The organism is Myroides sp. N17-2 (assembly GCF_002286775.1).
GTDB lineage: Bacteria > Bacteroidota > Bacteroidia > Flavobacteriales > Flavobacteriaceae > Flavobacterium.
Genome location: NZ_NSGJ01000005.1, coordinates 93,896 through 106,976 on the forward strand (window position 1 = coordinate 93,896; position 13,081 = coordinate 106,976).

A 13,081-nucleotide genomic window follows, 5' to 3' on the forward strand; every position below is an offset into this window, starting at 1 on the left:
AATTTGTTAGTAATAATTTGCTTAAATAGGGAGGGTATGTTTGCATTAACAAAAAATATAAACTAATGAAAATTAACTACAAACTACCTACTTGGGTTTTAGGTCTTATTATGACTGCCTCAGTTGTAGGATGCAATGACGACAACTCAACTGACAAAGGAGGAGAAGGCAACAAAGGCGACAAGATTGAATTAAAGAATCATTCAAAGACACCAGCATTTGTGTATGCTATGCCTGGTTTTGAAAAATTAGAAATATTCTCTCTTATCTCAAGTGAAGATAAGTTAAGTGAATCTCCTGATTTTGTCTTCGGAGGACAACCTGATGGAGCTGGGTTTATGAAAAATCCAAAAGGAGAAGGGTTTTTAATGATCACGAATCACGAGATTATGCAATCTGTATCACGTGTGACTTTAGATAAGAATTTTAAACCTGTAAAAGGAGAATATATCGTAGATGGTATAGGAGGAATCACAAGGTTATGCTCGGCGACACTAGCTAAACCTGAAGTTCATGGATTTGGACCTGTATTTTTAACAGCAGGAGAATCTGGAGAAGAGAGTATGGTACATGCGGTAGATCCATTAGGGTCAACAGATCTTAAGTCTAATACAGATCGCGTATTGCCTGCATTAGGTAAAGCAAGTATGGAGAATGCAGTGCCGTTGCCATCAGATGTATCTAATGGAAAGACTATCATCTTAATCGGAGAAGATCAAGGGTATAGTTCAAGTCATCAGAGTGCTGGACAGTTGATTATGTATGTAGGAAATAAAGGAGATCTTAATGGAGGTAAACTATATGCGTTAAAACGCAAGTCTGGTGGGTATACTGAAATGGATATGGAGAAAGGGAAAGAATATGATGTAGAGTTCGTAGAGATACCTGGTGCTAAAGATATGACAGGAGCACAAATCAATCAAAAGAATATGGATTTAGGTGTAATTCGCTTTTCTCGTGTAGAGGATGTGGATTATAGAAAAGGAGCAGGTAAAGGAAATGAAGTTTACTTTACAGCGACAGGTCAAGCAAGTGGTGGTAATCCTGTAAAGGGATATACAATGTGGGGACGTGTATATAAGTTGTTAATGGATAAAAACGGTATGATGACAGGTAAGTTATCTGTTATCGCTGAGGGAGATAGTAAGCCAGGTAGAGACTTAATCAACCCAGATAACTTATGTGTAACAGAGAACTATGTATATATTCAAGAAGATGGTGACTCATACTACGCTGATGCGAAACATGACTCTTATATCTGGCAGTACAAAATGGCTGATGGATCATATAAACCATGGTTAAATATGAAACACAATCGTGAAGATGCTGAATGGCAAAAGAATTACAATCAATCAGGACAATTACAGAAGTTTGGTTCTTGGGAATTCGGAGCAATGGAAGATATCTCTGACTTAGTAGGTATTCCGAATACATTCTCAGTAAACATTCACTCTCACACTTGGCAAAAATCAGAGTTTGCTAATGCTGATAAAGCAGGAGTAAATAAGAATAAAGAGGGAGGTCAAGTAGTGATCATCCGCAACGTAGAAAGATAGATTAGAATATAGTGTTTTGTAACCTCTGGTGGTGTAGTTAATATGCTGCCGGAGGTCTTTTTTTATGCCTATGAAGATTTTAAAATATATATCTGTATTTGTGTTGACCTTAAGTATATTAAGTTGTGCAAACAAAGAGAATAAATATGAAGATATAACGTATAACAACTACTTATTAACGAAAGTAGATAGTCTAGAGTCAAAAGTAGATCAATTAGTAGAATCTGTAAGTACAGCTAAAGATAGTACATCTGTGCGTACAGCATTTGTCAATAGCAGATTAGCTTATAAAGAGATGGAATGGGCTGTGTCATACTTTTTACCTCATACAAGTAAGGCAATTAATGGGCCTGCTTTAGATCAATTAGATTTAGATGAGAATAAATTTATCCCTGCAGAGGGATTTCAGGTGGTAGAAGAGTTTCTTTATCCGATATATGACACGACAAGTAGAGAGGATTTGTTATTAGAGGTAAAGAGGCTAAAGAGCTTTGTACATAGCATGCGAAAGAACTTTGAAGTTATTACTATTTCGGAAGTCCTAGTTTTAGAAGCTTTAAAGATGGAGGTTTTTCAGATTATAGCTTTGGGGATTACAGGATTTGATACTCCGGCGAGTAAATTGCAATTCGTAGAAGCTACAGCTAGTTTAAAAGGAGTTAAGCAGGCTCTTTTATTAAATAAAACTTGGTCTGATAAACAGGTGTTTAAGGATGTTTGTGTTTTATTAGATAAAACAATTGCTATCTGTGAGAAGAATCCAAGTAAAGATAGTTTTGACTATCTAGATATGATTACTAGTTATTTAGATCCTATTTCGACGGGTATTGTGAGTTTGCAAAGAGAGTTAGGTATTCCTTTTAATGATGGTAATCAGGTGGTTAAAGGCAGTGTGGGATCATTGTTTAATAAGGACTTGATTAATCTAAATGCTTTTATGCCAGATTCTACTTATTATCTTACACCAGAGAAAGTAGCTTTAGGAAAGGAACTGTTTTTTGATAAAAAGCTTTCTAAGGACAGTTTTAGAAGTTGTGCTGACTGTCATCACAAAGATAAAGGCTATACAGATGGGTTAAAAACAGCCTTAGACTTAAAGGGGAAACCACTGGTACGCAATACACCATCGTTAAACTACTCTGCTTATTATCACGGACAGTTTTTAGATATGCGCAGTACTACTTTAGAAAGTCAGTCGTCAGATGTGATTACGAATAAAGATGAGATGCACGGAGATTTAGATCAAATAGTTGCTCATTTAAATGAATCAGATACATATAAAAAACAATTTAAAGCAGTATTTAAAACAGATAAAGACATCGAGGTATGGCAATTAGAAAATGCCTTAGCCACGTTTATTCGTTCGCTATCTGTTTTTAATTCTCGTTTTGATCAATATATGCGAGGAGATAAGAAAGCAATGACAGCGCAGGAAAAGAATGGTTTTAATCTATTCGTAGGTAAGGCGCAGTGTGCTACTTGCCACTTTATGCCTCTGTTTAATGGTACAGTGCCTCCATATTTTACCAATTCAGAGCAAGAGGTATTAGGCGTTCCTGCTAATAAAGAAGGAACAGTGTTAGATGGAGACTTAGGACGATATGTTTATAATACAGATCTTCCACAATTAAGGCATTCCTTTAAAACGACAACTGTTAGGAATATAGGAGAGAGTGGTCCTTATATGCATAATGGTGTTTATACAACATTAGAAGAGGTAATGGATTTTTATAATAAAGGAGGAGGACTAGGTTTAGGACTTGATGTAGAAAGTCAAACACTACCTGAGGATAAACTAAATCTGTCAGAACAAGAGATTAAGGATATTATAGTATTTATGAAAGCTCTTAGCGATAAGTAAGTGTTGATAATTTTGGTAAAACAAGGTCATAGTATTCAGTTGCTATGGCCTTGTTTTGTCTATTAATCTAATCTTAGTTTTAGTATTTTGATAATGACTATTTATTTTCTATTTTTATTCTAAAAAACAGAAAATGGAAATTATTAAGAATATATTTAACAAAAAGCAACTAGAGTTAGATTCTAGTTATGAAATGTTTTGGGATTGGTTTAGGTGTAACAGTATTGTTTTGGCAGAAGTAGTACATCAACATAATCGAATAGAAGAAGACTTTTTAGATATAGTACTTCCGAAATTAAGAGAGATAAATGAGGATTTTACAATCTTAGTAGGAGTTAATGAATTAGAAGAAGCTGAGATGATCATTACTCCAGATGGACAGACAAAGAGTATCCCTTATGTAGAAGAACTGATTGCTAAAGCCCCTAAGCTAGAGGGTTGGAATTTTATAGGTTGTAAACCGGGTACATTAAATGGAGGAATTGAGATGAACGGTTTTATTCTAAATGAAGATACTGTATCCTTTGTTCCTGTTCATTTTGAAGAGTATCCAGATTATATTTACTTGCGTTTTGTAGTAGATGGATTTACTCTTGAAAAGGAAGATGAAATAGGTAATGCAATGTATATTTTCTTAGACAATTACATCGGTGAGTTAGCAACGATGACTTTGGTGGATGATATACAAGTTTGTGGTAACGATGATATAGAAGGAGATTTAATTCCCATTAGTAAACTTACAGGATATTTAAAGTTTAGAGAAGCTGAATTCGTAGAGAAATATGATGGTGTACTGCATAATAGTGAACAAGATAGCTTTGGTATATTACAAGGAGGAGAGGGAGAATCGCGTGTTATTATAGTAGTGAACAAGACCTTTTTAAATTGGGAACGAAAAATGTCCTATCCGTGGACAGTAATGGTAGTCTTAAAATATGAAGGTAGAGGAGATGGGCTACCAACAAGGGAAGGTCTGTCAAAATTAGAAGAGATAGAAGATCTATTAGTAGAAACAGGCACAGTGTATAATGTAGGGAGAAAGACAGGAGAAAATAAGCGAGTATTATATCTAGCAACTAAGGATTTTCGCAAGGCTTCTAAAGAAGTAAATGCTGTGCTAGACTTATTTAGTGATGAGGTAGAGGTAGAGTATTTTGTTTATAAGGATAAATATTGGAAGCATTTAGAAACATATATAAATGTAGTTAATAATAGTTGATATAAGGGTAGTTGTAAACTTTTAAGTACTGAATCTTCAAAACCTAATAGGAGACAAGGTTGATTTGTAATAGCTGTTTTTTATTTATCTAAAAAGGTGTATTTTTAACCGATAATCCACTATATAGGATTAATAGAAAGTAATATGAGTTTTTTAAAAAAGATATTTGGGAAAGAGGTTAAAGAGTCTGCAGTAGTGGAGTTAGATACTCAATATAAGAATTTTTGGAAGTGGTTTGTAGAGCAGGAAGCGGTATTCTTAGAAGTAATAAAGAATAACGATGGGGTGGTTGAGAAGTTTATTGATGTTGTTGGCCCTCGATTAAAAGAGATAAATCCTAACTTTAATATGCTAACTGGAATGAGTAAGGATGGAGTGGGAGAATTAATTATCACACCTGATGGCGCATTAAAAGCACTGCCTTTTGTCGATGATTTAGTGGCTGTGGCGCCAAACTTAGCACATTGGAGATTTATTAGTTGTAAGCCTAGTATGAAAGGGATAGGGCTAGATATGAATGGCTTTCTGTTAGATGAAAATACGATTTCGTTTATTCCTATTTATGACAAGGAGTATCCTGATTATATCCATTTGCGCTTTATTGTTAAAGAGTGTACGCCTGAAAATGAGAGTGATATTGGTAATGCACTTTATTTGTTCTTAGATAATTATCTAGGAGAAGAAAAGACAATGACGATGATCGATTACTTAGAGGTAAAGGGTGAGGAAGATATTGAAGGAGACGTTATTTCGGTGACTAAGTTAAGCGATTATTTAAGTTATAGAGAGGCTGAATTTGTAGAAAAATATGATAGTATTATCCGTATAAATGAAGCAGATGAATATTCTATATTAGAGAGTAATGGTGATAATGGACGCCTGATAGTAGTGGTAAATACAACGTTTCTCAATTGGGATCAAAAGATGTCTTATCCTTGGGTAGTTAAAATGTCTATAGGATATGAGGGAAATGAGGATGGTATGCCTTCAACGAATGATTTGTCTATGATGGATGAGATAGAGGATTTGTTGCTAGAGACGGACTTGCTTAACAGTGTGGCTAGAGAGACAGGAGCTAATGAGCGTACTTTATTCTTTGCGACTAAAGATTATAGAAATGCTTCAAGAGAGGTGTTAAAGACGATTAGTCTGTTTACAGATAAATTTGATATAGATTATACGATTTATAGAGATAAATACTGGATGGGATTAGAGGTTTATACGAATGCTATTAATAGAGGGTAGGTATACAATATCTTAACCTAATTAAATAAGAGATGTGATAAGGCAAAAGAGTTACTTATATATATGAGATAGTACATATATAAGTAACTCTTTTGTTTTTTTATGTTTATCTGTTTAGTAATGAGTAATATTAGCGATACAAGTGAAATCGAATGTTACAACTTAAGATTCTAAGGATATTAAAAAATGTGTTAAAACAACTAGAAAACTTAAAAACACAAGAGGGTGAAATATGAAAGTTTAAATAGTTATCCTATATTTGGGATGCTAAAAAAGATACTATGAAAATTTTAATATCACCTGCTAAGAGCTTAGATTATGCTACAGCGGTGCCAGTGGATAAGACTACAAAACCTGCTTTTGTAAAAGAGTCAAAAATGATTAATGAGGTATTACAGTCTAAAACACCGATGGATTTAGAAGCTTTAATGAAGATTTCTAATAATCTAGCAGAGTTAAACTGGAAGAGAAATCAAGAGAGAACTTTCGCAAAGAAAGAGGGAAGAGAGAGTGATTTTAGACAAGCGATATTTGCCTTTAATGGTGATGTATACACAGGTCTAGATGCTTATAGTTTGACTCCAGAGAAGATAGATGTATTACAAAATAAGTTGAGAATATTATCAGGTCTTTATGGCCTTTTAAAACCTTTAGATGAAATAGAGCCTTACCGCTTAGAAATGGGGACTAAAATGAGTATCGGTGACAAAGCAAACCTATATGAGTTTTGGAAACCGATCTTAGTAGAGGCTTTAAATAAAGAGATGAGACAAGATGAGCTATTAGTTAATCTTGCTAGTAATGAGTATTTCAGTTCGATAGATAAAAAAGCGATAAAGGGAATATTAGTTACACCAGACTTTAAAGAATTAAGGGATGGTAAGTTAAAGACAATTAGTTTTTATGCCAAGAAAGCGAGAGGACTGATGGTGCGTTATATCATAGATAATGATATAAATGACATCGATGGTCTTAAAAAGTTTAATGTAGATGGGTATGCTTGGAGTGAAGGAGATTCTAAAGGGAATAATTTAGTGTTTACAAGATAAAATTTATACACCACCAAAATAAAAATATGGAAACAGTACATTATATTTCTTCTGATGTGTTTACGATTGATAAACTACAAGAGATAATCACACAGGGAAAAAAAATACAATTATCTGAAGAGGCGAGAGCGAATATCGTTAACTGCCGTATGTATTTAGATGATAAGATGGAAAAACAGGCAGATCCTATTTATGGGATTAATACAGGTTTTGGCTCGCTGTGTAATGTGAAGATAGACAATGATAATTTGTCTCAGTTACAAGAAAATCTAATGATGTCACACGCATGTGGAACAGGAGAGATAGTTCCTGAGGAGATCGTTAAGATTATGTTGTTATTAAAAGTTAAATCATTGAGTTATGGTAATTCTGGTGTACAATTAGAGACTGTAGAGCGCTTAATGGACTTCTTTAATAATGATATATTACCTGTAGTCTATAATCAAGGTTCTTTAGGAGCTTCAGGAGATTTGTCACCATTAGCACACTTAACATTGCCATTAATCGGTATGGGAGAGGTGTTCTACGATGGTTTTAGACAGCCTGCTAGCAAGGTTCTTGCTAATCATAATTGGGAGCCGATTAAGCTTAAATCTAAAGAGGGATTAGCCTTGTTAAACGGAACACAGTTTATGAGTGCTTATGGATGTTATATCTTGTTAAAATCAAAGAAACTATCTTACTTAGCTGATGTTATCGGTGCTATCTCTTTAGAGGGATTTGACGGTAGAATAGAGCCATTTAATGAGTTGATTCACTATGTAAGACCTCACAAAGGACAGATAGAAACTGCTCAATTCTTTAATGAGATATTAGAAGATTCGGAATTAATTAATCGCCCTAAAGAGCATGTACAAGATCCATACTCATTTAGATGTATTCCTCAAGTACACGGAGCGTCTAAAGATGCAATAGATTATGTAAATCGCGTATTTAAGACAGAGATTAACTCTGTAACAGATAACCCAAATATCTTCTATAAAGACGATATTATTGTGTCAGGAGGTAACTTCCACGGACAACCACTAGCATTGGCATTAGACTTCTTAGCAATAGCTCTAGCAGAATTAGGAAGCATCTCTGAGCGTCGTACTTATCAGTTGATTTCTGGATTAAGAGGATTACCACATTTCTTGGTATCAAACCCAGGATTAAACTCAGGGTTTATGATTCCGCAGTATACAGCTGCAAGTATCGTAAGTCAGAATAAACAATTAGCAACTCCAGCAAGTGTAGATAGTATAGTGTCTAGTAATGGACAGGAAGATCATGTGAGTATGGGGGCTAATGGAGCAACTAAAGCTCTGCGTATAGTAGATAATCTAGAGCGTATATTAGCAATCGAATTAATGAATGCGGCTCAAGCTTTAGAGTTTAGAAGACCTGCTAAATCAAGTGAATTCATAGAATCTTTCTTAAAAATATACAGAGAAGAAGTTTCATTTGTAGATGTAGATAGAATTCTTCACTATGACATAGAAAAATCAATAGCATTCTTAAATTCGTTTCAAATAGAAACAGAAGCTTAGGAATTGTAATTTCACACAAATATTATATTAAACTGCATCTTTCTTTTAAAAAAAGGTGCAGTTTTTTTAATATATTGCTATATTTGTATACGTTTATAAAAATGACTATAATTGGCTAACATTAATAAACTTAAAATACTTAACGACCCTATTTATGGGTTTATTTCTATACCAAACTCATTGGTATATGATCTAATAGAGCATCCTTATTTTCAACGATTGAGAAGAATCTCTCAAATGGGGGTATCCTATCTAGTTTACCCTGGTGCTCATCACACAAGATTTCATCATGCTTTAGGCTGTATGCACTTGATGCAAAAAGCGGTACAAGTTTTGCGGTTTAAGAATGTATCTATATCAGAAGAAGAAGAGAATGCGCTATATGTGGCTATCTTATTACACGATATAGGACATGGTCCGTTCTCACATGCAATGGAAGAAAGCATTGTAGAAGGAGTACATCATGAGGAGATTTCGATTCTATTTATGAATCGTTTAAATCGAGAATTTGAAGGGAAGTTAGATTTAGCAATTAAAATATTCAGAGGAGAATACCACCGTAAGTTTATGTTGCAATTGATCTCAGGTCAGTTGGATATGGATCGTATGGATTATCTTAAGAGAGATAGCTTTTACAGTGGTGTAGCAGAGGGAAATATTAATTCTGAGCGCTTAATCCAGATGTTGAATGTGGTTAATGATGAGTTAGTCATAGAGAAAAAAGGGATTTATTCTGTAGAGATGTTTTTAATCGCTAGACGATTGATGTATTGGCAAGCCTATCTTCATAAAACAAGTGTGTGTGCAGAACTAATACTAGTGAGAGTATTGAAAAGAGCAAAAGAATTGACACATAAGGGAGTTGAGTTATGGTGTAGTGAGTCGTTACAATTCTTTTTGAAAAGTCAGATAAATGAAGAGGATTTTGATCAAGTAGGACTAGAGAAGTTCGCGTTATTAGATGATTCTGATATTTTAGGAGCGTTAAAATCTTGGCAATTCCATAGTGATTTTATTTTGTCTGAATTGAGCAAAATGATTATCAATAGGGATTTATTGCGCATAGAATTTGTCTCTGATAAAGAAGAAACGAAGTTAAAATTAAATAATATGCTTGAAAAAGTGTCTAAGAAATATTCACTTTCTATTGAAGCAACTAAATACTTTGTGTTTAAGGGTAAAATGGAAAATCAAGCGTATAGCAAAGATAAAGAGCCTATTATGATACTTAAAAAAGATGGTACAACGAAAGATGTGTTATCTGTATCTGATGAACTTAATCTAAAATCATTAACGAAATTGATAACAAAGTATTTTGTTTGTTATCCAAAAAACGTTTTAGAAAGTTAAATTTCAATTATATTTTATATTTTTGCCGTAATGAAAATAGCAGCAGAGCAAATTGCATCAGTATTAGAAGGAGAGATTGTAGGTAACCCTGCGATAGAAGTTAGTACATTAGCTAAGATAGAGGAAGGAACTGAAGGGTCTATTTCTTTTTTGGCTAATCCTAAATATGTGCATCATATATACACTACTCAAGCATCAGTAGTGATTGTTAATAAAACATTCGAACCAGAACAACCTGTAGCGGCAACTTTAATAAAAGTAGATGATGCGTATAAAGCATTCTCTAAATTATTAGAGTACTATAACGAGGTGAAATTAATGAAGTCAGGAATAGAACAACCTTCTGTGATATCAGAGGGTGTGGAGTACGGTGATGATCTATACTTAGGAAGTTTCTGTTATATTGGAAAGAATGTAAAAATAGGTAATAACGTAAAGATATATCCAAATACATTCGTAGGAGATAATGTAAGCATCGGTGATAATACTGTATTATTCGCTGGTGTGCGTATTTATTCAGAGACTATAATCGGAGAGAAATGTACATTACACGCAGGTGTAATAGTAGGTTCTGATGGTTTTGGTTTTGCTCCTAATGCTGATGGTACCTTTAATAAGGTTCCACAGATAGGGAATGTAATTATAGAGGATAATGTAGAGATAGGAGCTGCTTCTACTATAGATAGAGCTACTTTAGGATCTACTATTATTCGCAAAGGAGTAAAATTAGATAATCAGATTCAAATTGCTCATAACGTTGAGATCGGTGAGAATACAGTTATTGCATCACAATCAGGTGTAGCGGGATCTACTAAGATTGGTAAGAACTGTATGATCGGTGGTCAAGTAGGGATAGTAGGGCATATCACTATAGGTGATAATGTGCGTATCCAAGCACAATCAGGGGTGACTAAGAATTTAGAGAATGGAGCGGCAGTACAGGGTAGTCCTGCGTTGCCACATAGTGATTTCTTAAAATCATATAGCTATTTTAAAAATTTCAGTAAAATAGTTAGTGACTTAGAAACAGTTAAAAAGAAAATAAACGAATAGCCTTTCAGAATACTTAAAGAGATTTAATTATGGTTAAACAAAAAACCATCCAGAATGAAGTAACGCTTAGTGGCGTAGGTTTACACACAGGTCAATTGGTAACAATGACTTTAAAACCTGCTCCAGTAAACAATGGTTTTACTTTTGTACGTTTGGATTTAGAGGGACATCCAATTATAGAAGCGGATGCTAATTATGTTGTGAATACACAACGTGGTACAAACCTTGAGAAAAAGGGAGTTAAAATACAAACTACAGAGCACGTATTAGCTGCCTTTGTTGGATGTGATTTAGATAATGTTATTATCGAAATAAACGCATCTGAGCCTCCGATTATGGATGGGTCTTCTAAGTACTTTGTAGAAGCTGTTGAAAAGGCTGGTATAGTAGAACAAGATGCTGAGCGTGAAGAGTACATCGTAAAAGAAGTTATTTCTTTTGTTGATGAACAAACAGGAAGCGAAATCATAGTGATGCCATCTGATAGTTACCAAGTAACTGCTATGGTTGACTTCGGTACTAAGGTATTAGGAACACAAAACGCAACTTTAAAGTCAATGTTTGATTTTAAAGAAGAAATATCTGAAGCACGTACATTTAGTTTCTTACATGAACTAGAGGCTTTATTAGCTAATGGTTTAATCAAAGGAGGAGACTTAAATAACGCTATTGTTTATGTAGATAAAGAAATATCTGCAGAGACAATGGAGCATCTTAAAAAAGCATTTGGTAAAGACGAGATAACTGTTAAACCAAATGGTGTTTTAGACAACTTAACTTTACACTATCCTAATGAGGCTGCACGTCACAAATTACTTGATGTAATAGGAGATTTAGCTTTAATAGGAACTAGAATTAGAGGTAAAGTTATCGCAAATAAACCAGGGCACTCAGTGAATACTAATTTTGCTAAGAAAATGTCTAAGATTATTCGCAACGAAAAACGCAATCAAGTACCATCTTATGATCTGCACGCAGAACCATTTATGGATGTAACTAAGATTATGTCTTTCTTACCACATAGACCTCCATTCTTGTTAGTAGATAAGATTTTAGAAATGTCTGATAAACATGTAGTAGGGTTAAAGAATGTAACAATGAACGAACCTTTCTTCGTTGGACATTTCCCAGGAGCACCTGTGATGCCAGGAGTTCTAATCTGTGAAGCAATGGCTCAAACAGGTGGAATCTTAATCTTAAGTACAGTACCAGATCCAGAGAACTATTTAACTTACTTCATGAAAATGGATAATGTTAAGTTTAAACATAAAGTAATCCCTGGAGATACATTAGTATTTAAATTAGAATTAATCACTCCTATTAGGAGAGGTATTTGTCATATGCAAGGATATGTATATGCGAATGGAAAATTAGTAGCTGAAGCTGAATTAATGGCTCAGATTTCAAAAATCACAAATAATTAGAAGATATGAATCAGCCTTTAGCATATGTACATCCTGGAGCTAAGATAGCTAGAAATGTTGTTATTGAGCCTTTTACAACGATATATAATAACGTTGAGATCGGTGAGGGAACATGGATAGGATCAAATGTTACTATCATGGAAGGAGCTCGTATCGGGAAGAATTGTAAGATTTTTCCTGGGGCAGTTATTTCAGCAGAACCACAAGATTTAAAATTTGAAGGAGAGATTACAACAGTTGAGATAGGAGATAATACTACTATTAGAGAGTGTGTAACAATCAATAGAGGAACGAAAGATAGATACAAAACAGTAATCGGTGAGAACTGTCTTATTCAGGCATATAGTCACATCGCTCACGACTGTATCGTAGGAAATAACTGTATTTTCTCAAACTCAAGTACTTTAGCGGGACACGTTACTATAGGAGATTATGTTGTATTAGCAGGATTAGTTGCTGTACACCAGTTCTGTACTATCGGGTCACATTCTTTCATTACTGGAGGTACATTAGTACGTAAGGATGTTCCGCCTTATATCAAGGCTGCACGTGAACCAATTTCTTATGCAGGTATTAACTCAGTAGGATTAAGAAGAAGAGGTTACTCTCCAGAGAAGATTAGAGAAATACAAGAGATCTACCGTATCTTATATCAAAAGAACTATAATACAAGTCAAGCACTAGAAATTATAGAAGCAGATATGGAAGCAACTCCAGAAAGAGACGAAGTTTTAATGTTTATCCGTAATTCTTCAAGAGGAATTATGAGAGGATATTCAGGAATATATTAGTAAT

The 13,081-nt window shown here is 34.2% G+C and carries 10 protein-coding genes; all 10 read left to right on the forward strand.

What is annotated here, in order from left to right; all coding sequences use genetic code 11:
• The first annotated feature begins 65 nt into the window (after window positions 1-65).
• The 10 genes from CF599_RS03745 to lpxA all read left to right on the forward strand — a co-directional run bounded on the left by CF599_RS03745 (window position 66) and on the right by lpxA (window position 13,077).
• Entirely contained in the window at window positions 66-1,556 is a 1,491-nt protein-coding gene (locus CF599_RS03745; RefSeq protein ID WP_121964707.1) for an alkaline phosphatase PhoX, read from the forward strand.
• A 70-nt stretch (window positions 1,557-1,626) separates the two neighbouring features.
• The gene (locus CF599_RS03750; protein WP_121964755.1) at window positions 1,627-3,417 is read left to right on the forward strand and encodes a cytochrome-c peroxidase; all 1,791 of its coding nucleotides are present in this window, start codon (window positions 1,627-1,629) and stop codon (window positions 3,415-3,417) included.
• 133 nt (window positions 3,418-3,550) lie between these two features.
• Window positions 3,551-4,636 (forward strand): DUF695 domain-containing protein, encoded by a 1,086-nt coding sequence (locus tag CF599_RS03755; protein ID WP_121964708.1) that lies wholly within the window; start codon window positions 3,551-3,553, stop codon window positions 4,634-4,636.
• Between the two features lie 144 nt (window positions 4,637-4,780).
• Window positions 4,781-5,881 (forward strand): DUF695 domain-containing protein, encoded by a 1,101-nt coding sequence (locus CF599_RS03760; RefSeq protein WP_121964709.1) that lies wholly within the window; start codon window positions 4,781-4,783, stop codon window positions 5,879-5,881.
• Between the two features lie 281 nt (window positions 5,882-6,162).
• Window positions 6,163-6,930, forward strand: a complete 768-nt coding sequence (gene yaaA, locus CF599_RS03765; protein WP_121964710.1) for a peroxide stress protein YaaA — start codon at window positions 6,163-6,165, stop codon at window positions 6,928-6,930.
• A 26-nt stretch (window positions 6,931-6,956) separates the two neighbouring features.
• Window positions 6,957-8,459 carry a histidine ammonia-lyase gene (gene hutH / locus CF599_RS03770; RefSeq protein ID WP_121964711.1) on the forward strand — a complete coding sequence of 501 codons (1,503 nt, stop codon included), beginning with the start codon at window positions 6,957-6,959 and terminating at the stop codon, window positions 8,457-8,459.
• A gap of 111 nt (window positions 8,460-8,570) precedes the next feature.
• Window positions 8,571-9,809, forward strand: a complete 1,239-nt coding sequence (locus tag CF599_RS03775; RefSeq protein ID WP_121964712.1) for an HD domain-containing protein — start codon at window positions 8,571-8,573, stop codon at window positions 9,807-9,809.
• 30 nt (window positions 9,810-9,839) lie between these two features.
• Window positions 9,840-10,862: a UDP-3-O-(3-hydroxymyristoyl)glucosamine N-acyltransferase gene (lpxD, locus tag CF599_RS03780; RefSeq protein WP_121964713.1), complete on the forward strand. Its 1,023-nt coding sequence runs from the start codon at window positions 9,840-9,842 to the stop codon at window positions 10,860-10,862.
• Window positions 10,863-10,891: 29 nt separating this feature from the next.
• Window positions 10,892-12,286, forward strand: a complete 1,395-nt coding sequence (locus tag CF599_RS03785; RefSeq protein WP_121964714.1) for a bifunctional UDP-3-O-[3-hydroxymyristoyl] N-acetylglucosamine deacetylase/3-hydroxyacyl-ACP dehydratase — start codon at window positions 10,892-10,894, stop codon at window positions 12,284-12,286.
• Between the two features lie 5 nt (window positions 12,287-12,291).
• A complete protein-coding gene (lpxA, locus tag CF599_RS03790; RefSeq protein ID WP_121964715.1) occupies window positions 12,292-13,077 on the forward strand; it encodes an acyl-ACP--UDP-N-acetylglucosamine O-acyltransferase in 786 nt (261 codons plus the stop codon).
• Window positions 13,078-13,081 lie beyond the last annotated feature (4 nt).